The sequence below is a fragment of the Streptomyces sp. NPDC056948 genome (genome assembly GCF_042674225.1).
In the GTDB taxonomy this organism is placed as follows: Bacteria; Actinomycetota; Actinomycetes; order Streptomycetales; family Streptomycetaceae; genus Streptomyces; species Streptomyces purpurascens.
This window is the reverse complement of sequence record NZ_JBHUQX010000018.1, coordinates 1-23,866: the sequence shown is the minus strand read 5'-3', so window position 1 is coordinate 23,866 and position 23,866 is coordinate 1. Positions and strand designations below refer to the sequence as shown.

Genomic DNA, 23,866 nt, shown 5'->3' with positions numbered 1-23,866 from the left:
CCCCCATGCATGAGACGAGGACGAGTGCTGCTAGCGGGCCGCTACCGGCTGGATGTTGAGATCGGGCGCGGTGGAATGGGAGAGGTCTGGCGCGCGTACGACGAGACGCTCGCCAGAGCGGTGGCCGTCAAGCTGCTGCTGCCCCAGGACACCGATGTCACGGCGGCCTCCCGGTTCCGACTGGAGGCCCAGACCGCCGGGCGTCTCAACCACCCCCATCTGGTCGGTGTCCTGGACTTCGGCGAGTACGACAACCGGCTGTACCTGGTGATGGAACTGGTCGAGGGCGACAGCCTCGCCGGGGTGCTGGCCGTCTCCGGCGCGCTGCCCGCCGAGCGGGTGGCCGATCTCGCCGCGCAGGCCGCCTCCGGGCTCGCCGCCGCACACGCGCAGGGCATCGTCCACCGTGACGTCAAACCCGCCAACCTCCTGCTGGACACCCACGGCACTCTGAAAATCGGCGACTTCGGCATCGCCCGCTTCCTCGACGACCCCGGTGCCGCGCTCACCGCCACCGGCCAGATCGTCGGCACCGGCCTCTACCTCGCGCCCGAACGCGCCCTGGGCCAGCCCGCCGGTCCCGCCTCCGACATGTACTCCCTGGGGTGTCTGCTCTACCAACTCCTCAGCGGCCGACCGCCGTTCCAGGCCGACACCGCCGTCGCGCTCCTCCACCAGCACCTCGACTCCGCGCCCGTACCGCCTCGCGAGCTCGGTGTCGCCGGACTCCCGCCGGCCTTCGAGAACTACCTGCTCGGCCTGCTCGCCAAGCAGCCCGAGGACCGGCCCACCGCCCAGCAGACCGCCGAGTGGTTCGCCGGCGGCGCCTGGCGAGGACTGCCCGAGCCGCTGCCGGAGGCCGCGCCCCCGGTGACGTCCGCCACGCCGAGGCCGTATCCGGCCGCCGAGACCCGCAACCCGGCCACGTACGCGCTGCCCGGCGCCCCGGGGCTGCGCACCGGCCGCGCGGCCCAGGCCGGCCGTTCGCGTCGCGCCGCGCCCCGGGGCGGCACCGACAACCGGCGCAGGGCGGCCGCGACGGTCGCCGCGGCGGCGCTCTTCGCCGCGGCGATGCTCGCCGGCATGCTGTGGTTCTCGCCCGACGACACCGCGACGGAGGGCACGGAACCCGACGCGTCCCCCTCCGCGAGCAGCCCCGCCGCCACACCGTCCGCCGACTCGGCCTCACCCCTCTCCTCGGCTCCGGCGGCGGACACGGATCCGGGCGCCGGCACTCCGGCCGCCGGCACTCCGGCCGCCGGCACAGTGGCCGATATCACCCCGTCCACCACCGCGCCCCCTCCCGCGACCCCCGTCGAAGCGACGCCGAGCCCGACGGCTCCGGCGCAGGAGACGGCCGACCCACCGCGAAAGGCGGACAAACCCCAGCAGGACAAGCCCCGTCAGACCTGGGAGAACGGGGACGACGATGACGACGGGGGCGACGACTGAGCGGCCCTGCGCCGGTGTGCGAGCGGACGCCCCCTCGCGCGCCCCCTTGGGTGGCTTGTCATCGTCCTTATCTCGGCACTACTGTCACCACGCCTTGGTGAACGGGAAATCCGGTGTGATGCCGGTGCGGCCCTCGCCACTGTGAATCGGGAAGTCCGGCTCCGGCCCTCACGGGCAGCCACTGGGTCCTTGTGACCCGGGAAGGCGGAGTACGGGCGGTGGTACCCGTCAGCCAGGAGACCGGCCAAGGCGCGTCAACCATCCACGAGGTGCTGGAGAGGGTCTGCTGAGCCATGCACATAGCCGAGGGTTTTCTGCCGCCCGCACACGCGGTCGCCTGGAGCGTCGCGTCGGCGCCGTTCGTCGTCCACGGGGTCCGGTCGCTCACCCGTGAGGTGCGCGAGCACCCCGAGAGCACCCTGCTCCTCGGTGCCTCCGGTGCCTTCACGTTCGTCCTGTCCGCCCTGAAACTGCCGTCGGTCACCGGCAGTTGCTCCCACCCCACCGGAACGGGCCTGGGGGCCATCCTGTTCCGGCCACCCATCATGGCGGTGCTGGGCACCATCACCCTGCTCTTCCAGGCGCTGCTGCTCGCACACGGCGGTCTGACCACGCTCGGCGCCAATGTCTTCTCCATGGCGATCGTCGGGCCCTGGGCCGGATACGCCGTCTACAAACTGCTGCGGCGGTACGACGTGCCGCTGATGGTCGCGGTCTTCTTCGGGGCGTTCTTCGCCGACCTGTCCACGTACTGCGTCACCAGCGTGCAACTGGCGCTCGCCTTCCCCGACCCGGGCAGCGGGTTCGTGGGCGCGCTCGGCAAGTTCGGCACCATTTTCGCCGTCACCCAGATCCCGCTCGCGGTGAGCGAGGGGCTGCTGACGGTGCTCGTGATGCGGCTGCTGGTGCAGTCCAGCAAGGGAGAACTGACCCGGCTGGGTGTGCTCCTCGCCAAGAAGCAGTCCGTGACCGAGACCGAGGCAGTGGCCCGATGAAGAAGAACACGAAGATCAACCTCCTGTTGCTGCTCGCCGTGATCGCGCTCGCCGTACTGCCGCTCGCGCTCGGCCTCGGCGACCACAAGGAGGAGCCGTTCACGGGCGCCGACGGTGAGGCGGAGACGGCGATCACCGAGATCGAGCCGGACTACAAGCCCTGGTTCTCGCCGCTGTACGAGCCGCCGTCGGGTGAGATCGAGTCGGCCCTGTTCTCCCTGCAGGCGGCGCTCGGCGCCGGTGTCCTCGCCTACTACTTCGGTCTGCGCCGGGGCCGGCGGCAGGGTGAGCAGCAGGCGCGGGAGCGGGACGCCGAGGAGTCCACGGCCGAAAGGGCCTGAGCCGCGTGCTGCCGATCGACGCGGCGGCGCACAGCAGTCGCTGGCGCCACCGCCATCCCGTGGACAAGGCCGTGCTCGGACTCGGACTCACCGTGCTGGCCATCTCGCTGCCGCCCTGGCCGGGCGCGGCCCTGGTGCTGGTGACGGCCGTGTCCCTGCTGCTGGGGCCGGCCGGTGTGCCCGGCCGCCGGCTGTGGCGGGCCTACCGCGTGCCGCTGGGCTTCTGCGTGACCGGCGCTCTCACGCTGCTCGTCCAGGTCGGCGGGCCGGAAGGCTTCGTCTCCCTCGCGGGCGGCGGGCCCCTGCGGGCCGGGGAGTTGCTGCTGCGCACCTCGGCGGCCTCCCTGGGGGTGCTGCTGTTCGCCTTCACCACGCCCATGTCCGACCTGCTGCCGCGCCTGGTCCGGGCCGGCGTCCCGGCGCCGGTCGTCGATGTCGCGCTCGTGACGTACCGCATGAGCTTCCTGCTGCTGGACTCCGTGCGCCGGATCCGTGACGCGCAGGCCGCCCGGCTCGGGCACACCACGCGGGCCGCCGCCTGGCGTTCGCTGGGCGGACTCGGCGCCACCGCGTTCGTCCGGGCCTTCGACCGGGCGGCCCGGCTCCAGGCCGGTCTCGCCGGGCGCGGCTACGACGGCACCCTGCGTGTCCTGGTGCCCGAGGCCCGCGTCTCCGTCCGCTTCACGGTCGCCAGTTGCGCGCTCCTCGCGACGCTGGCCGTCCTCACCTTCGTACTGGAAAGGCCGCTGACATGAGCGAGCCCGCCCTCGTCGCCCTGCGGGGCGCGTCCTTCGCCTACGAGGACGGTCCGGCCGTGCTCAGCGGCCTCGACTTCGACATCCGCGAGGGGCGCGCGCTCGCGCTGCTCGGCCGCAACGGCAGCGGCAAGACCACGCTGATGCGGCTGCTCAGCGGCGGACTGCGCCCGCACAAGGGGCGGTTGACGGTCGCCGGGCAGCCGGTGACGTACGACCGCAAGGGCCTGACCCGGCTGCGGACGACCGTCCAGCTCGTGGTGCAGGACCCCGACGACCAGCTTTTCGCGGCGTCGGTCGAGCAGGACGTGTCGTTCGGGCCGCTGAACCTCGGACTGTCCGATACGGAGGTGCGGGCGCGGGTGGCGGAGGCGCTGGCCGCCCTGGACATCACCGGCCTGGCCGACCGGCCCACCCATCTGCTCTCCTACGGGCAGCGCAAGCGGACCGCCATCGCGGGCGCGGTCGCCATGCGGCCCCGTGTCCTCGTCCTCGACGAGCCGACGGCCGGACTCGACCCCGACGGCCAGGAACGGCTCCTCACCACATTGGACGGGCTGCGTGCGAGCGGCACCACGGTGGTGATGGCCACCCACGACGTCGATCTCGCCCTGCGCTGGGCCGACGACGCGGCGCTCCTCACCCCGGACGGTGTGCACGTCGCTCCCGCGCCCACGGCACTGGCCCGAACCGATCTCCTCCGGCAGGCGGGACTGCGGTTGCCGTGGGGTGCGGCCGCCGCCGAACTGCTGCGTGCCCAGGGGCTGTTGACGGAGTCGGCGCCCGGCCCGCGCACCCCGGACGAACTGGCCGCCCTCACGGCGGAGCGTCTGGGGAGCGGCGGCTGAGGGTCGCTTCCGCGGCCTCCCCGTGTATAGGCTGGCGGTGCAGCTGGTTCGCCCCGTCAGCCAGGCGGGACGCGTCGCAAGAGGGAACCCGGTGGGAATCCGGGACTGCCCCGCAGCGGTGAGCGGGAACGACCGCCGTCATACGCACTGGGCCCACGAACAGGGCCTGGGAAGCGACGGCCAGTAGGTGTTCTCACATGGTGAGGACGTGCCCGCGAGTCCGAAGACCTGCCATCTGCCCGCGCGCGGACGACTCGTGCGCGGACTCCCGGTGACCTCGAGGGCGGGTCGGCGTACATACCAGGCGGACGACCGTGCTGTTGCTGCTGCGCGAGGTCGCTTCCGTCCGGTCCGTCGCCCTTCGCGCTCTCGTCCCGTCGCCGGGATCTCAGGGATTCGTCTCGCGAAGGAGATCTCCGTGACCACCAAGCCCGCAGCCGCGGCAGCACGGGCCACCGTGTACGGCTACCCCCGCCAGGGACAGAACCGGGAACTGAAGAAGGCGATCGAGGGCTATTGGAAGGGCCGCGTCACCGCCGACGCCCTCCGGGCCACCGCCGCCGGCCTGCGCGCCTCGAACTGGCGGCAGCTCGCCGACGCCGGCATCGACGAGGTCCCGACGGGCGACTTCTCGTTCTACGACCACGTCCTGGACACCACCGTCATGGTCGGCGCGACCCCCGGCCGCCACCGGGACGCCCTCGAGGTGGACGCCCTGGACGGCTACTTCGCCATGGCGCGTGGCACACAGGACGTGGCGCCGCTGGAGATGACCAAGTGGTTCGACACGAACTACCACTACCTGGTGCCCGAGCTGGGTCCGGACACGGTGTTCACCGCCGACTCGTCCCAGCAGGTCGCCGAGCTGCGCGAAGCGCTGGCGCTCGGCCACACCGCGCGTCCCGTCCTCGTCGGCCCCGTCACCTATCTGCTCCTCGCCAAGCCCGCCCCGGGTGTGCCCGCCGACTTCGAGCCGCTCACGCTCCTGGACCGGCTGCTGCCCGTGTACGCCGAGGTCCTAGCCGACCTGCGCGCGGCGGGCGCCGAGTGGGTCCAGGTGGACGAACCGGCCCTGGTCCAGGACCGGACCCCGGCCGAACTGAACGCCGCCGAGCGTGCCTATCGCGACCTCGGGGCCCTCACCGACCGCTCGAAGCTGCTGGTCGCCTCGTACTTCGACCGGCTCGGGAACGCCCTGCCGGTGCTGGCGAAGGCACCGGTCGAGGGACTCGCGGTGGACTTCACGGAGTCGGCGGCGGCCAACCTGGACGAGCTGGCCGCGGTGGGCGGTCTGCCGGGCAAGCGACTGGTCGCCGGTGTCGTAGACGGCCGCAACATCTGGATCAACGACCTGCCGGCCTCGCTCTCCCGGCTCGGCACGCTCCTCGGCCTGGCCGACCGGGTCGACGTCTCGGCCTCCTGCTCCCTTCTGCACGTGCCGCTGGACACGGGGGCGGAGCGGGACATCGAGCCGCAGGTCCTGCGCTGGCTCGCCTTCGCTCAGCAGAAGACCGCCGAGATCGTCACCCTCGCGCGCGGTCTCGCGCAGGGCACGGACACGATCGGCGCGCAACTCGCCGCGAACCGGGCGGACCTGTCCTCCCGGGCGAACTCCCCGATCACCCGCGACCCGGCCGTCCGCGCCCGCACGGCGGCGGTGTCCGAGGCGGACGCCCGCCGCTCGCTGCCGTACGCCGAGCGGACCGCCGCCCAGCGCGCCCGGCTGGGTCTGCCCCTGCTGCCGACCACCACGATCGGCTCCTTCCCGCAGACCGGTGAGGTGCGTTCCGCCCGCGCGGACCTGCGAGCGGGCCGTATCGACACGGCCGGATACGAGGAGCGCATCAAGGCCGAGATCCAGGAGGTGATCTCCTTCCAGGAGAAGACCGGTCTGGACGTCCTGGTGCACGGCGAGGCCGAACGCAACGACATGGTCCAGTACTTCGCGGAGCAGCTCACCGGCTGTCTCGCCACGCAGCACGGCTGGGTCCAGTCCTACGGCACCCGCTACGTCCGCCCCCCGATCCTGGCCGGCGACATCTCCCGCCCCGAGCCGATGACCGTGCGCTGGACGAGGTTCGCGCAGTCCCTCACGGACCGTCCGGTCAAGGGCATGCTCACCGGCCCGGTCACCATGCTCGCCTGGTCCTTCGTCCGCGACGACCAGCCGCGTGCCGAGACGGCCCGGCAGGTCGCTCTCGCCCTGCGCGACGAGGTGAAGGACCTGGAGGCGGCCGGGACGTCGGTCATCCAGGTCGACGAGCCCGCCCTGCGCGAGACGCTGCCGCTGCGTGCCGCCGACCGGCCGGAGTATCTGGGGTGGGCCACGGAGGCCTTCCGGCTCAGCACGGGTGGCGTGCGACCGGACACGCAGATCCATACGCACATGTGCTACGCCGAGTTCGGCGACATCGTGCAGGCCATCGACGCTCTCGACGCGGACGTCATCAGCCTGGAGGCCGCCCGCTCCCATATGCAGGTCGCCCGCGAACTCGCCTCGCACGGCTATCCGCGCGAGGCGGGGCCGGGTGTCTACGACATCCACTCCCCGCGCGTTCCCGGCGCTGAGGAGGCGGCCGACCTGCTGCGCACCGGCCTGAAGGCCATCCCCGCCGAGCGGCTGTGGGTCAACCCCGACTGCGGCCTGAAGACCCGCGGCTGGGCCGAAACCCGCGCGTCCCTGGAGAACCTGGTCGCGGCGGCCCGGACCGTCCGCGCCGAACTGGACGGGCAGCGGCCCGGACTCACCTGACGGCCGGGGCCGGGGGCGGGCTGAGGCATGGCCCGCCCCCGGTCGGGGCAGCCCCGACCCGATCAGGTCGCGGTCGCCGCTGCCGCCGCCCGTCCCGCCACACGGCCCGAGAACAGGCAGCCGCCCAGGAAGGTGCCCTCGAGGGAGCGGTAGCCGTGGACGCCGCCTCCGCCGAAGCCGGCGACCTCGCCGGCCGCGTACAGCCCGCTGATCGGCTTGCCGGAGGCGTTCAGGACGCGGCCGGAGAGGTCGGTCTGAAGGCCGCCGAGGGTCTTGCGGGTGAGGATGTTGAGGCGTACGGCGATCAGCGGGCCCGCGCTTGTGTCCAGGATCCGGTGGGCGGAGGCGGTGCGGCTGAGGGTGTCACCGGGGTAGGCGAGGGCGTTGCGGATGCCCATCACCTGGGCGTCCTTGGTGTACGGGTTGGCGATCTCGCGGTCGCGGGCCTCGATCTGCCGCTGCAGACCGGCCAGGTCGATCAGGTCGTCCCCCGTCAGTTTGTTCATGCCGGCGACCAGTTCGGGCAGGGTCTTGGCGACGACGAAGTCCTCGCCCTTCTCCTTGAACCGCTCGATCGGCTCGGGGGTCTGCCAGATGCGCGAGAGCAGCTTCCAGACGTTCTTCTCGGTGAGGTCCGGGTTCTGTTCCGAGCCGGAGAGCGCGAACTCCTTGGCGATGATCTTCTGGGTCGTGACGAACCAGGAGTAGTCGTAGCCGGTGTCGGTGATCGACTTGAGCGTGTGGAGCGTGTCGTAGCCCGGGATGTCGGGGCTGGAGAAACGCTTGCCCGTGGCGTCGAACCACATGGAGGACGGGCCGGGCAGGATGCGGATGCCGTGGTCGGGCCAGATCGGGTCGTAGTTCTTCAGGCCCTCGGTGTAGTGCCACATGCGGTCGGGGTTGACGATCCGTCCGCCCGCCTTCTCGGTGATCGCGAGCATCCGGCCGTCCACGTGCGCGGGCACACCCGTGATCATGGACTTCGGGGGCGTACCGAGGCGCGCGGGCCAGTTCTGCCGGACGAGGTCGTGGTTGGCGCCGATGCCGCCCGAGGTGACGACCACGACGGGGGCGTTCAGTTCGAAGTCACCGACGACCTTGCGGGAGCTGGGCGTGCCGCGTGCCGCGCTGCTGGGCTCCAGGACCTTTCCGCGTACCCCGGTGACGGCACCGTTCGTGACGATCAGGTCGTCCACGCGGTGGCGGAACCTGAACGTCACCTTGCCGTCCTCCACGGCCGCGCGCACCCTCTTCTCGAAGGGCTCGACCACGGCGGGACCGGTGCCCCAGGTGACGTGGAAGCGGGGTACGGAGTTGCCGTGCCCGTCCGCGAGGCCGCCGCCGCGCTCGGCCCAGCCGACGATCGGGAACCACTGCATACCGAGCCCCGCGAGCCAGGAGTGCTTCTCCCCCGAGGCGAAGTCCACATACGCCTCGGCCCACTTGTGGGCCCAGTGGTCCTGGCCCGACGGGTCGGTGATGCCACGGTCGAAGCCGGCCGTGCCCAGCCAGTCCTGCCAGGCCAGTTCCTGCGAGTCCTTGATGCCCATGAGCCGCTGCTCAGGGGAATCGACGAAGAACAGCCCGCCGAAGGACCAGAATGCCTGCCCGCCCAGGCCCGCCTCCGGCTCCTGGTCGAGCAGCAGCACCTTGCGTCCGGCGGCGGCCAGTTCGGCGGTGGCGACGAGCCCGGCGAGACCGTGGCCGACGACGATGGCGTCCGCGTCCGACGATCCGGCGCCGGCCGCGAAGGCCGGGAACGTCGACTGCGCGAACGCGGCACCGGCGAGCACACCGCCCGCCACGGTCAGGGCACGGCGGCGGGTGAACGCGGCGGGTTCTGACGGGTCTTCCATGGGCCGCCTTCCGGAGGAGGTGCGCAGGGGTCGGGAGAGGCCCCTGTGGCAACCAGGGGTGTTACCGACGGTAGCCCAGGAGTTCTCGAGGCCGCCAGAGTGCTGGGCCGATGAACTCATGGGCGCGGTCCGGGAGTTGGCAGGGATACGTACCGGCCGCCCGAAATGCGGTTGTCCGCCCTCGCGGCACGGCACTACGTTGCCGAGGTGGATCTCTTCTCACGCTCCTGGACGGCATTGCGCGCGGCGGTCTCCGACCTGGCCGACGAGGACTTCGCCCGGCCGTCCGGCTGTACGGGCTGGCTGGTGCGGGACCTGGTGTGCCATCTGGTCATCGACGCCCAGGACGTCCTGATCACCCTCGCCACCCCGTCCGACCGGGAGCCGACCCGTGACACGGTGACCTACTGGGAGGTCGCCGACACGCCGCCGACCGGTGACGACCCGCTCGACGCGCTGACCGTCCGGCTCGCCGCCGCGTACGAGGATCCGCACCTGCTCACGTTCCACCTGGACGACGTCGGCTCCGCCGCCGGCCGCGCCGCCCGGCTCGCCGACCCGGCCGGCCGGGTCGGCACCCGCGACGAGGTGCTCACCGTGGAGGACTATCTCTCGGTGTACGTCCTGGAGTGGACGCTGCACCACCTCGACCTGATCGCGCATCTCCCGGACGCGGCGCAGCCGCCGGCGGAGGGGCTCGCACGCTCCCGCCAGTTGCTGGAGCGGATCGCGGGAAGCGTATTCCCCGCGTCGTTCCATGACCTGGACGCGCTGCTGGTGGGCACGGGGAGGCGGGCACCCACGGAGGCGGAGCGGGCCGAACTCGGCGGGCCGGCCTCGAAACTCCCGCTCTACCTGGGCTGACCCGACTCCCCGACCCTCCCCGGCCCTGCCCGGCCGTCCGTCAGTTCGTGTACACCTCCGCACGGTCCACGCTCACGAACGCGCCCGTGGACTGGGCGTTGTGCTCCCCGGTGACCCGGATCCGCAGGGTGTGCCGCCCGTACGGCAGCTTGGGGCTGACGTACTGCAGCTTCTCGCCGGTGCGGATCGCACCGTGGAAGTCGACGCGCTGTTCGGCTCCGCCGTCGACGCTGATCCCGGCGATGCCGTTGCCGGTGTCGCGGACGGACAGCAGGGCGACGCGGGTCCCGGTGAAGGTGAGGGTGGCGGTGGCGCCGGCCCGGTCGCTCCAGTGGTCGTCGCTCCAGAAGCACTGGGTGGCGCAGCCGGTGCCGGAGTTCCAGCTGCCCGTGTAGGCCACGCTGCCGGCGCCGCTGGAGCGGCCGTCGTCGTTGATCCAGTACGTGCCGGATCCGGGGTCGCCGGAGGGCAGGTCCTGGGTGGCGCCCAGGGCGAGCGGTCGACCGAGGTTCGGGCTGCCGTCCGTGTTCCAGGTGATCTTCTGGGCCCGGGTCGTGCGGTCGGTGTAGGTGTTCGTCGAGGTCGTCTTGGCGTGGTAGACGATCCAGTCCTCGGTGCCGTCGGGTGAGCGGAAGAAGGCGTGGTGGCCGGGGCCGTACACACCGCGGTCGTCGGCGCGCGAGAACCGCGGTCCCGCGTGCTGGGTCCAGTTGCCGGGCACGAGCGGGTCGGCGCCGTCGCGCAGGGACATCATCCAGACCTGGTAGTCCGGCTTGCCGGTGTCGCAGGTCGAATACGTCATCCAGGTACGGCCGTTGCGGTGGAGGAACTCCGGCCCCTCGCGCACCTCGGGGCAGCCGCCGGCGGCGTCGAGGGGGACGGCGTCACCGGAGACGGTGTAGGGGTTGGACATCGGGGCGATGTTGAGGCCGTTGTGCTGGTACTGGTTGAGGCCGGCGTAGGCGAGGTAGAGGCGGCCGTTGTGCTGGAAGACGCCGGGGTCGATGGCGTACTTGTCGGCGTGGTTGGGCGGGGTGAGCTTCGCCTTGAAGCGGTACGGTCCTGCCGGGTCGTCCCGCTCGGACTCCAGGACGTACAGCCGGTGGTGTTCGTCGACCCCGTCGTCGGCCGTGTAGTAGAGGTACCAGCGGTCGCCGAAGCGGTAGAACTCGGGCGCCCAGATGTTGCGGTCGCGGGAGCTGTCGGTGTCCTTCCACACGGTCACCGGGTCCGAGGTGAGCAGGGTGCTCAGCGAGGGCGAGCGCCACATGCGGATGCTGTCGCCCTGGGTGGTGGTGAGGTGGTAGTTGCCCTTCCAGTGCGAGACGTACGGGTCGGGGCCCGGGTTGAGCGGGTTGCGGAAGGTGCCGGCGGCGGCCTTCGGCTGGGCGGCGCCGCCGGCCGCCGACGGGACGGCGGTGAGCCCGAGCAGCAGGGCCAGGAGGACGGCGAACAGTGAACTTCGGGACCGTAAGCGCATGTGCGGTTCTCCTTGCATCGTTGTAGTCACGGACGCCGTGGCGCGTCCTCGAAGGCGGCCGGGCGGGTCTGGGCGTCGCGCAGGAGCGTGGTGTCGACCTTCTCGGAGCGGTCGAAGCGGTAGACGCCGTTGCGTTCCTGGAAGACGTCGGTGAGCTGGGTGTAGCAGTAGCCGAACATGTCCGGGTCGTCGAGCAGTACGCCGGTCAGGCCGGTGAAGCGGGCGACGAACTCATCGGCGCCGCGCGGCCGTTGCCCGTAGCCCCAGGAGGTGTCCTGGTCGTCGCCCGCCGTGCCGGCCGCCGCCTCCGGGTCCCACCAGATACCGCCGAACTCGCTGCAGAAGTACGGCTGTCCACGGTAGGGCACCGACCACGGCCCGCCGTCCGGCGCCCGGTTGACGTACGGCCGGTCCTGCGCCAGACCCTCCATCGCCTTGGCGAAGGCGTCGGGGTCCTGCTCGTAGCAGTGCGAGTCGTAGACATCGGTCTCCGGCACCCGGTGGGCGTAGCCGGACGCGTCGATCACCGGGCGGCTGGGGTCGGCCCGCTTGGTGGCCAGGAACATAGCCCGGGTGACGTCGTCGAGCCGCGTGATGCGGTCGTGCAGCGGCTGGTACGTCTCGTTCAGGGGGCACCAGCCGACGATCGAGGGGTGGGAGTGGTCGCGCTCCAGGGCCTCCAGCCACTGGGTGACGTAGGAGGCGTCGGGGCGCTGGTTGTCGTCGCGTACGCCGGTCTCGCAGCCCCAGTCGCCGAACTCGCCCCAGACCAGGTAGCCGAGCCGGTCGGCGTGGTGGAGGTAGCGCTCCTCGAAGACCTTCTGGTGCAGACGGGCGCCGTTGAAGCCGGCGCGCAGGCCCAGTTCGATGTCCCGGACGAGGTCGGCGTCGGTGGGGGCGGTCATCAGGCCGTCCGGGTAGTAGCCCTGGTCGAGGACGAGCCGCTGGAAGACGGGTTCGCCGTTCAGCAGCAGCCGCTTGCCGTGGACGGCGACCGAGCGCAGGCCGGCGTAGGAGCGTGCCGTGTCGACGACCGCCCCGGACGCGTCGAGGACCTCCAGGGTCAGGCCGTACAGGTGCGGATCCCGCGGTGACCAGACGCGCAGGCGGTCGGCGGGCACGGGCAGGACGATCCGGGGACACAGGTCGAGGTCGGCACGCACCTCGGCGGCGACGACGTCCCCGCGGCCGTCGGCGAGCGTGGCACGGACGCGGTGGCCGGGCGCGTTGGCGGAGAGCGGGAGTTCCAGGAAGAAGGAGCCCGAGGCGAGGTCGGGCGTGATGCGGGGTCTGCCGAGGGCGACGGTGCGCGGGACCGGCTCCAGCCACACGGTCTGCCAGATTCCGGTCGTCCGGGTGTAGTGGCAGTGGGAGTTGGCGTACCAGGTCGCCTGCTTGCCGCGCGCCTGGACGCCGTGGCGGCTGTCCCGGGCCCGCACGACGATGGTCAGTTCCTCGCCGGGGACGGCGACTTCGCCGAGGTCGGCGGTGAACGGCGTGAAGCCCCCGCGGTGCCGGGCGACTTCACGGCCGCCGGCCCAGACGGTGGTGTCGTGGTCCACGGCCCCGAAGTGCAGCAGCACCCGGGCGCCGGCCCAGTCCGCGGGCACGGTCACGGTCCGCCGGTACCAGACCGCCTCCATGAAGTCCGTGTCCCCGACCCCGGAGAGCTCCGACTCCGGGCAGAACGGGACGACGATCGTGCCGGTGAGTTCGCGCGACGCCAGCCCGCGTTCCAGGCCGGTGTCCGACCGGTCGGTCTCGAACTGCCACGCGCCGTTGAGGTTCAGCCAGGCGTCACGGACGAACTGTGGCCTCGGGTACTCGGGGCGGGGCACGTCCATGGGGCTCCCTGCGTCGCGTGGGCCGGTCGGTGCCCATGGCACCATGGGTTTACATCGATGTAAACCCGTCGGACGGTCCGATGAGCACAGTCGGTACGATCTCGGCAGTCGGAAGGACGGGACAGCGTGGCGGCCAGACCCAGGATCAAGGACGTGGCGGAGTACGCCGGCGTCTCCCCCAAGACCGTCTCCAATGTGATCAACAACTTCGAGCATGTGTCGGAGCGGACCCGCGCCGCCGTCCAGGAGGCCATCGACGCCCTGGGCTATCGCGTCAACATCGCCGGGCGGCAACTGCGCCAGGGTCGCACCGGCATGATCACCCTGGCGGTCCCGGAGCTGGACGTGGCCTACTTCGCCGAGCTGGCCAAGCACGTCATGGCCGAGGCCGACCGGCGCGGGCACACCGTCCTGCTGCACCAGACCGGGGCCGTGCGCGAGCGGGAGCTGGCGGCGCTGCACGGTTTCGACGCGCAGTTCTCCGACGGCGTCATCCTGAGTCCGCTCTCCCTGCAGCCGCGTGATCTCGCCGTCCGCGACCGGCGCCTGCCCGTGGTCCTGCTCGGCGAGCGCTCCGCCGAGGGCGGCACCGACCATGTCGGCATCGACAATGTGCGTGCGGCGCGCGAGGCCACCGAGCACCTCCTGTCCCGGGGCCGCCGGCGCATCGCGGTGGTCGGCGGCGCCCTGCACGGCCGCCAGGGCACCGACCGGCTGCGCACCGACGGCTACCGCGAGGCCCTCGAAGCGGCGGGCCTGCTCTTCGAGCCCGGCCTGGTGGTGCGGGTGGACGCTTATCACTGGCAGGACGGCGCACGGGCCGCCGCCGCGCTGACGGAGCGCGACCCCCGCCCGGACGCGCTGCTGTGCCTGAACGACCATCTCGCCCTGGGCGCGCTGCGGGCCCTGCACGAACTGGGCCGTTCCGTGCCGGGCGATCTCGACGTGGTCGGCTTCGACGACATCGAGGCCTCCCGTTACAGCGTCCCCACCCTCACGACCGTCGCCCCGGACAAGCAGGAGATCGCCCGGGCCGCCGTCGCTCAGCTTCTGGCCCGGATCGACGCCCCGGACACCGCGCCGCCGGGCGACCATGTGGCCCGGCACCGGCTCATCGTGCGGGAGAGCTCAGGGGGCTGAGCCGGGGCAGGGCGACCTTCCTCGCCCTGCGCAGTCGACCGTTCCGCTGCCCGGCCCGCCGTCTTTCGCTGCCCGGCCCGGCTTCGAACCGTGCCGGTCGAGGTGGGACCATGGCGGCATGGACGTCCGCCGCAGGAACAACGTGAACGTCATCGGCCGCGACGACGCGCCGGTGCTGGTCCTGGCACACGGGTTCGGCTGCGACCAGAACATGTGGCGCCTGGTGGTGCCGGCTCTGGCGGAGCGGTTCCGGGTGGTGCTCTTCGACTACGTGGGTTCCGGCGGGTCGGATCTGTCGGCCTGGAGCGAGGAGCGGTACTCCTCGCTGCACGGCTACGCGTCCGATGTCGTCGACGTCTGCGAGGAGCTGGACCTTCGGCAGGCGGTGTTCGTGGGGCACTCGGTCAGCGCCATGGTCGGGGTGCTGGCGGCACAGGCCGCGCCGGAGCGGATCGGGGCGCTCGTGATGGTGACGCCCTCGCCCCGCTACATCGACGACGAAGGATACCGCGGCGGCTTCAGCACCGAGGACATCGACGAGCTGCTGGACTCCCTGGAGGCGAACTATCTGGGCTGGTCGTCCGCGATGGCCCCGGTGATCATGGGCAATCCGGAGCGTCCGGAGCTGGGTCAGGAGCTGACCAACAGCTTCTGCGCCACCGACCCCGACATCGCGCGAGCCTTCGCGCGTACGACCTTCCTGACCGACAGCCGCGAGGACCTCAAGGGCGTGTCCGTGCCGACCCTCGTACTGGAGTGCGAGCAGGACGCCATCGCGCCCCGCGAGGTCGGCGCCTATGTGCACACGGCGATCCCCTCCTCCCGTCTGGTCACCCTCGACGCCACCGGGCACTGCCCGCAGCTCAGCGCGCCGGAGGTCACCGCCGTGGCGATCCTCGACTTCCTGGAGTCCCTGAAGTGATGAGTCGCGCGAACGGCGCGCCGGAGCCTGCCGGGACCGGAGACGAGGCGGGCACGGACGCGGCGTTCACCGCGCTGCTGGAGGACAGTGCGGAGGACCTCTACGAGTCGGCACCGTGCGGCTACCTGTCCACGCTGATGGACGGCACCATCGCCAAGATCAACGCCACGCTGCTGGACTGGCTCGGTCTGGAACGCGAGGCCGTGGTGGGCCGCAAGCGCTTCGCGGATCTGCTCACCATCGGCGGGAAGCTGTACCACGAGACGCACTTCGCGCCGCTGCTGCGCATGCAGGGCGAGCTGCGCGGCATCGCCCTGGAACTGAAGCGCCAGGGCGGCGGCCGGCTGCCGGTGCTGGTCTCCGCCGTGGTCAAGTACGGCACCGGGGGCGATCCCCTGCTGATCCGGGTCACCGTCTTCGACGCCTCCGACCGCCGCTCCTACGAAACGGAACTCCTGCACCGCCGCAAGGAGGCCGAGCGGGCCCACGCCGAGGCGGACGAGGCCCGGCGGCAGGCCGAGACCGACCGGGCCCGGCTGGCCGACGCGCTGGCCGTGCTGCAGCGGTCCCTCGTGCCGGACTCGCTGCCCGACGTGCCGGGTCTCGAGACGGCCGTGCACTACCACACGGCCGCCCCTGACCAGCTCGGCGGCGACTTCTACGACCTGTTCCCCGTCGCCGGCGACCGGTGGGCGTTCTTCCTCGGCGACGTGTGCGGCAAGGGCCCCGAGGCCGCCTCCCTCACCTCGCTGACCCGCTACACCCTCCGGGCCGCCGCCCACCACGACCCCGAGCCGGCCGCGGCGCTGGCCACGCTGAACGCCGTACTGCACGAGCGGTACACGGCCGACGGCGATCCCCGTTACTGCACGTGCATCTTCGGGATCGTCGAGCCCGGCGGGGACCACGGCCCGACGGTCGTGCGGCTCGCCTCCGGCGGTCACCCGCCGGCGCTGGTCCTGCGGTCCGACGGCCGCGCCGAGTTCCTGCCCACCCCCGGCGGCCTCCTCGTCGGCGTCCTGCCCGGCGCACCGATCGGCACCGCGCAGACCGTCCTGGCCGCCGGCGACACGATCGTGCTGTACACCGACGGTCTCACCGAGGCCCGCACCGGCCCCGGCCGAGACGACCTGTACGGCGAGGACGCGCTGCGCGCCTTCTGCGCCGACCTCGCTCCCGCCGCCCCGGGCGAGGTGATCACCGCACTCACCGGGCTGCTGGACAGCTTCGGCGACGGGCTCGACGACGACACCGCCCTGCTCGCCCTCGGTGTCCCCACCGACTCCTCCCCCGTACGCCCCGCAACGGGTTTCCCCTCATGAAGACGCTGACCATCAGTTACCGCGACACCGCGAACGGCCCCGTTCTGGACGTGGCCGGCGACCTGGACTACGCGCACGCCCCCGAGCTGCGCCGCCAGGTCGACCAGGTGCCTCTGACACCGGGGCAGCGCCTGGTCCTCGACCTGTCCGGCCTCGAGTTCTGCGACTCCACCGGCATCACCGCCCTGCTCGCCGCCCGCCAGCACGCCCTGGCGGCCGGTGCCGGCATCGTCCTGGCGGGGGTGCCGGCGAACCTGCTGCGTGTCCTCACGCTCGTGGGTCTCGACCAGGTCTTCACCCTGCTCCCGGACAGCAGCCCCGCGTCATGACCCACAGGCAGTCTGCGCAAGGAGCTGGAGGCGGGCCCGGTCGCCGGACTGCGGGCCTTCCTCGCGCTGTGGCGCCAGATCGTCGTGGACGAGACGCCCACCGCTCTGGTGGCCGCCGCCGACGTGTCCGAGGAATGGGAGGGCCTGCTGGCCGCCTCGCCGCGCGAACACGGCGCCGGGTCCGAGCAGGCCGCACAGCTCGCGACGCTGATCGTCGCGGCGGTCGAGGGGACCGTGGCCATGTGCCGCGCCAAGCGCAGCACGCAGCCGCTGAATCACACCGCCGAGCAATCGCAGGCGCTCGTCCGCGCCGCGATCAGGGACTAGCTCTGCGATGGTCGCCGAGACCTGGAACATTGGGCACAGGACGTTTCCAGACGGAAGGGATCCGCCTGCCATGTCACTCGCTCGCGTGCACAACTTCTCGATCTCGCTCGACGGCTTCAGCACCGGTGAGGGTCTGAGCCGTGAGGCCCCGTTCGGCCATGCCGGCGAAAGGCTGCACGAGTGGATGTTCGCCACGCGGTTCTGGCATGAGATGACCGGCCGACCCGGCGGAACCGGTGGCCTCGACGATGCCTTCGCACGGCAGCACACGCCCGGGATCGGCGCCGAGATCATGGGCGCGGGGAAGTTCGGTTACCCCGGATGGCACAACGACCCGGAGTGGAAGGGGTGGTGGGGGCCGAACCCGCCGTTCCACACACCGACCTTCATCCTCACCCATCACCCGCGCCCGTCGATCGAGATGGAGGGCGGCACGACGTTCCACTTCCTCGACGTTTCGCCCGCCAAGGCGCTCGAGACGGCCCGCGAGGCCGCGGACGGGCAGGACGTACGTATCGGCGGGGGACCCACCGTGATCCGCGACTTCCTGGCGGCAGGGCTCATCGACCACATGCACGTCACGGTGGTGCCCCTCCTGCTCGGCCGCGGCGTACGCCTCTGGGACGGACTGGAGGACCTCGAGAAGGACTACGAGGTCGAGGCCACCTCCTCGCCCGTCGGGGTCACGCACATGACGTTCACCCGTACGGGCCTCTGAGCTTCCTGTGGGCGGCCCGCCGCGACCGGGTTCATAGGATGAGGCGTTCCGTCCGACCACGCACGAAGCGCAGGGGCTGATGTCACGGCCGAACCTGACCACCGCCACGGCCACCCGACTGGTGGACCTGTTCCGCCGCAGCGGACTGACCGAAGGCGCACACGTCACCGAGCAGTGGGCGGCGGACGCGCTGGAGGTCTCGCGCACTCCGGTGCGCAAGGCGATGCTCTTCCTCGCCGAGGTCGGCATCCTCGACCGGGTCCCCCACCACGGCTTCTACCTCACGCGGGACGCGAGCGCCCTGGCCCGGCCCGACCTCGGTGACGGCGCGGACGTGGAGCAGACGGCGTACTTCGAGATCGCCGACGACTATGTGGGCGGGCGCTTCACCGGCTCCTTCACCTCGGCCGACATCAGCCGCCGCTACCGGCTGACCCCGCGCCAGGCCGACCGGGTGCTGTCCCGTATGGAGGCCGAGGACCTGGTGCGTCGCAAGGCGGGCGGCCGGGGCTGGGAGTTCCAGCGCGTCATGGCGACCGCCGAGGCACACGACCAGAGCTACCGGTTCCGGATGGTCGTCGAGCCGGCGGCACTGCTGGAACCCGGTTTCACCGTGGACGCGGAGGCCTTCGCGCGGCACCGGCAACAGCAGGAGGCGCTGCTGCACGGTGACATCCTGCTGCTGCCGCGGGCCGAGCTGTTCCAGGTCAACGCGTCGTTCCACGAGATGCTCGTGGGGTGCTCGGGGAACCAGTTCCTGCTGGATGCCGTGCGGCGCCAGAACCGGCTGCGCCGGCTGATCGAGTACCGGCATCAGGTCGACCGGTCCCGGCTGACCGGCCAGGCCCGGGAGCATCTGCGGCTTCTGGACCTGGTGGAGAGCGGGGATCTGGAGAAGGCGTCGGCCTTCCTGCACCAGCATCTGAACAAGGTGCGGTCGGTGAAGACGGGGGTCGTCGACGAGGCCTAGCTTCGGTCGGCCGTTTGTCCGCGAGGCCGATATGGCTGGTCGCGCAGTTCCCCGCGCCCCTTCGGGGCGGCGCCATCGAGCAAGTTGTATCAATGCGCGGCTTGAGACAATACTGTGGGCGTTCACCGTCGCACCGAGAGACTCGGAGTCAGGTCTTGAGTTCCGATCGCACCAGTCCTGCCGTGCTCACCGTGGACGGCCGCTCCTACCGCTACCGGCCGCTGGACCGGCTGCTGCCGCCGGCGGAGCTGCGGACACTGCCGTACGCGGTGCGGGTCCTGCTGGAGAACGTCGACCGGTGCGCTCCGGACGCCCTGGCGGATGTGGTCGTCCGGGCACGGGCCGGGAAGGGCACCTGTGAGGTGCCGGTGCATCCGAACCGGATCATGCTGCACGACACCACGTGCCTGCCGGCCCTGGCCGACTTCGCCGCGATGCGCGACAGCCTCGCCGAGCTGGGCGGGGATCCCGGCCTACTGCAACCCTCCATTCCGGTCGATCTGACGGTGGACCACTCCGTCATCGTCGAGGAGTACGGCCGTCCGGACGCCGTGGAGCGGAACCTGCTGATCGACTTCCGCCGCAACGGCGAGCGGTACGCGATGGTGAAGTGGGCCGAGCGCAGCGTGGACAACTTCCGGGTCGTCCCGCCCGGGACCGGCATCATCCACCAGGTCAACATGGAGGCGCTGGCCCGGGTGGTGTGGGTGGCGGAGGCGGGGGACGACGGCTCGCCCTGGCTGCATCCGGACGTGCTGGTCGCCACCGACAGCCACACCCCGATGATCAACGCGCTGGGTGTCGTCGGCTGGGGCGTCGGTGGTCTGGAGGGCCAGGCGGCCATGCTGGGCGAGCCCGTCACCATCCAGTACCCCGAGGTGGTCGGTGTCCGGCTGACCGGCCGACTGGGCCCGGGCGTCGGCGCGACGGACCTCGCCCTGACCCTGACCGAACTGCTGCGCGCCGAGGGCGTGGTGAACAAGTTCGTCGAGTTCTGCGGCGACGGGGTCACGGCCCTGGGCTGGGCGGAACGCGCCGCCGTCTCCAACATGGCCCCCGAGTACGGGGCGACCTGCGTCTTCTTCCCCCACGACGACGAGACCGCCGCCTACCTCCGGCTCAGCGGCCGGGACGAGGAGCACGTCCGGCTCGTCGACGCCTACCTCACCGCCCAGGGCCTCAAGCGCACCGACGACCTCCCCGAGCCCCGCTACGACCAGGTGATCGACCTCGACCTCGGCACGGTCGAACCCAGCCTCGCCGGGCCGCACTTGCCCCATCAGCGGCTGCCGCTCTCCGCCGTACCGGATTCCTTCCGCGACTCCGGGCGTGGCACGACGGCCGAAGCCGATACCGACACTGATGCTGAAGCAGGCGCGTTCGGTGAGCCGCTGCCGGACGGCCTTGTGGCCATCGCCGCCATCACCAGTTGCACCAACACGGCCAATCCCACCCTGATCGTGCAGGCGGGCCTCCTCGCCGAGCGGGCGGTGGCCGCCGGGCTGACCGCCAAGCCCTGGGTGAAGACCTCCCTCTCCCCCGGCTCACGGGTCGTCGAGGAGTATCTGCGGGCGTCCGGACTGCTGCCCGCCCTGGAGAAGACCGGCTTCCACATCGTCGGCTTCGGCTGCATGACCTGTATAGGCAACTCCGGTCCGCTGCACCCGGCGATGGAGGAACGGGCCGCCGCCGGCACCGTCGAACCCGTCGCCGTGCTGTCCGGCAACCGCAACTTCGCCGGCCGGGTCAATCCGCGGATCTCCCTGTCGTACCTGGCCTCCCCGCCCCTGGTCGTCGCCTACGCCCTGGCGGGCTCGGTCCTGCACGACTTCGACCGCACGCCCCTGGGCACCGCCCCCGACGGAAGTCCCGTCCACCTCAAGGACCTGTGGCCCTCCGAGGAGGAAGTCGCCGCGCGGGTCGGGGAGTCCGTACGCCCGGAGATGTTCCGCGCCAACGCCGCCCGCATCCGGCAGGGCACCCCGGCCTGGCAGGAGATCGACGCGCCCGGCGGCACCCGCTTCCCCTGGAACCCGGAGTCCACGTACATCCGCCGCCCCCCGCACCTGACGGACCTGTCCTCACAGCCCCCTGCCCGGCTGCGGCTCGACCGGGCCAAGGCGCTGCTGCACCTCGGGGACGACGTCACCACCGACCACATCTCCCCGGCCGGCGCGATCCCCGCCGCCAGCCCGGCGGGTCACTGGCTTTCGGACCGCTCGGTCGCCCGCCGCGACCTCAACCAGTACTCCACGCGCCGCAGCAACCACGAGGTCATGCTGCGGAGCGCCTTCACCAACGCCGCCGTCACCAACCGGCTCCTCGCCGAGCAGCCGGCCCCCGGCGGTCACGCGTGCACCGCCGACGGCTCCCGCGTCCTGCCCGTGTACGAGGCGGCAGCCACCTACCGCGACGCCGGCTACGACCTGGTCGTCGTCGCGGGCCGCAACTACGGCGCCGGCTCCAGCCGTGACTGGGCGGCGAAGGCGCAGGCGCTCCTCGGTGTCCGGGCGGTGGTGGCCGAGTCGTACGAACGCATCCACCGCTCCAACCTGATCGGCATGGGCGTCCTGCCCCTGGAGTTCGCCGAGGGCGTCAGCAGTGCGGGATTCTCCCTCACCGGTGCGGAGGACCTGGCCTTCGAAGAGCTCGACGACCTGTCCGTGGGGACCAACCGGATCACGCTGAGGATCCGGAGGAGGCAGGGGGCGGACACCACGGCGGTCCTGCGGCTGCGGATCTTCTCCCGCCAGGAGCTGACCTACCTCCGCCACGGCGGCATCCTGCCGTACGTCGTCCGCCGTACGCTCACGTCCTGAACCGGCTCCCCACTCGGGGGATCAGAATCGTCCCGGTCGTCGGGCACTCAGGTGTGGTGATGATCATGGCGACCGGGTGGGCGAGGCCCCGCCCCGCGATGTCGGGCGCGCCGCACCCCTTGGCGCTCCCCCGCGCACCACCGTCCGGCCGGAAAACGCTTGGACGCCGCGGTCGCCATCGCGGGACACTGCCGGACTCGACCGAAATCCACACATTCGTTGCGGCGATGGCCCCTGCCGCGTCAGCGCGTGCCGGGCTGCCACAGGACGACACAGGGGTGGGATGGAAACGCCTGATTCTCGCAGGGTTCAGCCGGGCAAGCGCTCGGTGTTACTCGCACTTCGCTACTACGGACGGGAGTTGGCCCGGCTGCGCCGGCTGACGGTCCCCGCGATGCTGCTCATGGCGCTGGGCAACATCGGAATCAACTACGTGGCGCCGCTGATCGTCGCCAAGCTCGTCGGCGACATCGCCGGCGACCAGGACGTCACGGTCGACTCGGCGCTGCCGTACGTCCTCGGTTTCGCCGGTGTCCTGCTGCTCGCGGAGGCACTGTGGCGCGTCGCCCTGCACTGCCTCTTCCGCGTCGAAGCCCTCGGCATCGAGCATCTGTACGTGCTCGGGATGGACGAGCTGTTCGCCAAGGACGCCGCGTTCTTCCACGACAACTTCGCTGGGTCGCTGACCAAGCGGGTCCTGAGCTTCGCCTCGCGTTTCGAGCAGTTCGTGGACACGGTGACGTTCCAGATCGTGGGGAGCTTCGTGCCGCTGGCGTTCGGCGCGGTGGTGCTGTGGCGCTACGAACCGCTGCTCGTCGTAGGTCTGCTGGTGATGATCGCGCTGACGGCGGTGCTGGTCGTGCCGCTCATCCGGCGCCGCCAGCGGATCGTCGACCAGCGTGAGGAGGCGATCGCCCGGGTGTCGGGCCATGTCGCCGACAGCCTGATGAACATGGACACCGTACGGGCGTTCGCCGCGGAGAAGAGCGAGGCGGCCGAGCACCGCTCCCGGGTCGCGGTGTCGCGCCGGCTCACCGTGCGGTCGTGGGACTACGGCAACCTGCGCATCGACACACTGGTCGCGCCGATGTCCGTGCTCACCAACGCGATGGGCCTGCTGCTCGCGGTCACGCTGGCCGGGGGCGCGCACGGCGTGGAGGCGATCGTGGTCGCCTTCGCCTACTACGGCAACGCGACCCGGATCATGTTCGAGTTCAACCAGATCTACCGTCGGTTGGAGGGCTCGATGACGGAGGCCGCGCAGTTCACCGAACTGCTGCTGACGCCGCCGACGGTGCTCGACCCGCCGAGGGCGGAAACGCAGCGCTCCCGGGCGGCCGACGTCCGCTTCGAGAAGGTGACTTTCGCACACCGTGGCGGTCGACCGCTGTTCGACGGGCTGGACCTGGCCGTGCCGAGCGGGGCGAAGCTCGGCCTGGTCGGCCGGTCCGGCGGCGGCAAGACCTCGCTCACCCGGCTGCTGCTGCGGATGACCGACGTCGACGCCGGCCGCATCCTGATCGGCGGTCAGGACATCAGCCGGCTGCGCCAGGCCGATCTGCGCAGCCGGATCGCCTATGTGCCGCAGGACCCGGCGATGTTCCACCGCACCCTGCGGGACAACATCGCGTTCGCCCGGCCGGACGCCACCGACACCGAGATCCGCCAGGCGGCCGAGGCGGCCCATGTCACCGAGTTCGCCGACGCCCTGCCCGACGGCTTCGACACGATGGTGGGCGAGCGCGGCATCAAGCTGTCCGGTGGTCAGCGCCAGCGGGTCGCCCTCGCCCGGGCGATCCTGCGTGACGCGCCGATCCTGCTGCTCGACGAGGCGACCAGCGCGCTGGACTCCGAGAGCGAGCTGCTCGTCCAGGAAGCGCTGTGGCGGCTCATGGACGGGCGGACGGCGCTCGTGGTGGCGCACCGGCTGAGCACGGTCGCCACCATGGACCAGCTCGTCGTCCTCGACCGCGGCCGGATCGTCGAGCAGGGCACCCACCAGGAGTTGCTCGCGATCGACGGGGCCTACGCGAAGCTGTGGCAGCACCAGTCGGGCGGCTTCCTGGACGACGACCCGGGGCGGGCCGAGGTGGTGTGAACGGAGGCGCCGCGGCGGCCGTCTCCCACAGCGG

The 23,866-nt window shown here is 71.6% G+C and carries 19 protein-coding genes and 2 riboswitches; of the genes, 16 read left to right on the top strand and 3 right to left on the bottom strand.

Annotated elements, in window-relative coordinates:
- Positions 1-9 precede the first annotated feature (9 nt).
- The 6 genes from ACFTZL_RS04190 to metE all read left to right on the top strand — a co-directional run bounded on the left by ACFTZL_RS04190 (position 10) and on the right by metE (position 7,143).
- A complete protein-coding gene (locus tag ACFTZL_RS04190) occupies positions 10-1,452 on the top strand; it encodes a protein kinase (RefSeq protein WP_382578031.1) in 1,443 nt (480 codons plus the stop codon).
- A 56-nt stretch (positions 1,453-1,508) separates the two neighbouring features.
- Positions 1,509-1,716, top strand: a riboswitch (cobalamin riboswitch).
- Positions 1,717-1,745: 29 nt separating this feature from the next.
- Positions 1,746-2,447 carry an energy-coupling factor ABC transporter permease gene (locus ACFTZL_RS04185; RefSeq protein ID WP_382578029.1) on the top strand — a complete coding sequence of 234 codons (702 nt, stop codon included), beginning with the start codon at positions 1,746-1,748 and terminating at the stop codon, positions 2,445-2,447.
- The gene (locus ACFTZL_RS04180; protein WP_382578027.1) at positions 2,444-2,788 is read left to right on the top strand and encodes an energy-coupling factor ABC transporter substrate-binding protein; all 345 of its coding nucleotides are present in this window, start codon (positions 2,444-2,446) and stop codon (positions 2,786-2,788) included. Before ACFTZL_RS04185 ends, ACFTZL_RS04180 begins: the two co-directional genes overlap by 4 nt.
- Before the next feature lie 5 nt (positions 2,789-2,793).
- Entirely contained in the window at positions 2,794-3,543 is a 750-nt protein-coding gene (gene cbiQ / locus ACFTZL_RS04175) for a cobalt ECF transporter T component CbiQ (protein WP_382578024.1), read from the top strand.
- A complete protein-coding gene (locus tag ACFTZL_RS04170; RefSeq protein WP_382578021.1) occupies positions 3,540-4,391 on the top strand; it encodes an energy-coupling factor ABC transporter ATP-binding protein in 852 nt (283 codons plus the stop codon). The genes cbiQ and ACFTZL_RS04170 overlap by 4 nt, the downstream gene beginning before the upstream one ends.
- A gap of 27 nt (positions 4,392-4,418) precedes the next feature.
- Positions 4,419-4,642, top strand: a riboswitch (cobalamin riboswitch).
- 167 nt (positions 4,643-4,809) lie between these two features.
- Positions 4,810-7,143, top strand: coding sequence for a 5-methyltetrahydropteroyltriglutamate--homocysteine S-methyltransferase (gene metE, locus ACFTZL_RS04165; protein ID WP_382578018.1), 2,334 nt, complete (start codon positions 4,810-4,812; stop codon positions 7,141-7,143).
- Positions 7,144-7,205: 62 nt separating this feature from the next.
- On the opposite strand, the gene ACFTZL_RS04160 is transcribed toward metE, so the two are convergent.
- Positions 7,206-8,999, bottom strand: coding sequence for an FAD-binding dehydrogenase (locus tag ACFTZL_RS04160; protein ID WP_382578017.1), 1,794 nt, complete (start codon positions 8,997-8,999; stop codon positions 7,206-7,208).
- A gap of 207 nt (positions 9,000-9,206) precedes the next feature.
- Here ACFTZL_RS04160 and ACFTZL_RS04155 point away from each other — a divergent pair, with 207 nt between their 5' ends.
- Positions 9,207-9,863 (top strand): maleylpyruvate isomerase N-terminal domain-containing protein, encoded by a 657-nt coding sequence (locus ACFTZL_RS04155; RefSeq protein ID WP_382578014.1) that lies wholly within the window; start codon positions 9,207-9,209, stop codon positions 9,861-9,863.
- A gap of 40 nt (positions 9,864-9,903) precedes the next feature.
- Here the strand turns inward: ACFTZL_RS04155 and ACFTZL_RS04150 are convergent, their stop codons facing one another.
- Positions 9,904-11,343 carry a family 43 glycosylhydrolase gene (locus ACFTZL_RS04150; RefSeq protein ID WP_382578012.1) on the bottom strand — a complete coding sequence of 480 codons (1,440 nt, stop codon included), beginning with the start codon at positions 11,341-11,343 and terminating at the stop codon, positions 9,904-9,906.
- Between the two features lie 26 nt (positions 11,344-11,369).
- Positions 11,370-13,187 carry a glycoside hydrolase family 2 protein gene (locus ACFTZL_RS04145; protein ID WP_382578010.1) on the bottom strand — a complete coding sequence of 606 codons (1,818 nt, stop codon included), beginning with the start codon at positions 13,185-13,187 and terminating at the stop codon, positions 11,370-11,372.
- 126 nt (positions 13,188-13,313) lie between these two features.
- Here ACFTZL_RS04145 and ACFTZL_RS04140 point away from each other — a divergent pair, with 126 nt between their 5' ends.
- From ACFTZL_RS04140 to ACFTZL_RS04100, 9 genes are all read left to right on the top strand, one after another.
- On the top strand, positions 13,314-14,327 hold the full coding sequence (locus ACFTZL_RS04140) for a LacI family DNA-binding transcriptional regulator (protein ID WP_382578008.1): 1,014 nt from the start codon (positions 13,314-13,316) through the stop codon (positions 14,325-14,327).
- A gap of 118 nt (positions 14,328-14,445) precedes the next feature.
- On the top strand, positions 14,446-15,249 hold the full coding sequence (locus ACFTZL_RS04135; RefSeq protein ID WP_382578006.1) for an alpha/beta fold hydrolase: 804 nt from the start codon (positions 14,446-14,448) through the stop codon (positions 15,247-15,249).
- Positions 15,249-16,571, top strand: a complete 1,323-nt coding sequence (locus ACFTZL_RS04130; RefSeq protein ID WP_382578004.1) for a PP2C family protein-serine/threonine phosphatase — start codon at positions 15,249-15,251, stop codon at positions 16,569-16,571. Before ACFTZL_RS04135 ends, ACFTZL_RS04130 begins: the two co-directional genes overlap by 1 nt.
- Positions 16,568-16,900 (top strand): STAS domain-containing protein, encoded by a 333-nt coding sequence (locus tag ACFTZL_RS04125; RefSeq protein WP_382578002.1) that lies wholly within the window; start codon positions 16,568-16,570, stop codon positions 16,898-16,900. Before ACFTZL_RS04130 ends, ACFTZL_RS04125 begins: the two co-directional genes overlap by 4 nt.
- 84 nt (positions 16,901-16,984) lie before the next feature.
- Entirely contained in the window at positions 16,985-17,227 is a 243-nt protein-coding gene (locus ACFTZL_RS04120) for a hypothetical protein (protein WP_382578000.1), read from the top strand.
- Between the two features lie 70 nt (positions 17,228-17,297).
- Positions 17,298-17,945: a dihydrofolate reductase family protein gene (locus ACFTZL_RS04115; protein ID WP_382577997.1), complete on the top strand. Its 648-nt coding sequence runs from the start codon at positions 17,298-17,300 to the stop codon at positions 17,943-17,945.
- A gap of 79 nt (positions 17,946-18,024) precedes the next feature.
- Positions 18,025-18,915, top strand: a complete 891-nt coding sequence (locus ACFTZL_RS04110) for an FCD domain-containing protein (protein ID WP_382577994.1) — start codon at positions 18,025-18,027, stop codon at positions 18,913-18,915.
- A 155-nt stretch (positions 18,916-19,070) separates the two neighbouring features.
- Entirely contained in the window at positions 19,071-21,734 is a 2,664-nt protein-coding gene (gene acnA / locus ACFTZL_RS04105) for an aconitate hydratase AcnA (RefSeq protein WP_382577992.1), read from the top strand.
- 283 nt (positions 21,735-22,017) lie between these two features.
- Entirely contained in the window at positions 22,018-23,832 is a 1,815-nt protein-coding gene (locus tag ACFTZL_RS04100) for an ABC transporter ATP-binding protein (protein ID WP_382577990.1), read from the top strand.
- Positions 23,833-23,866: the final 34 nt, after the last annotated feature.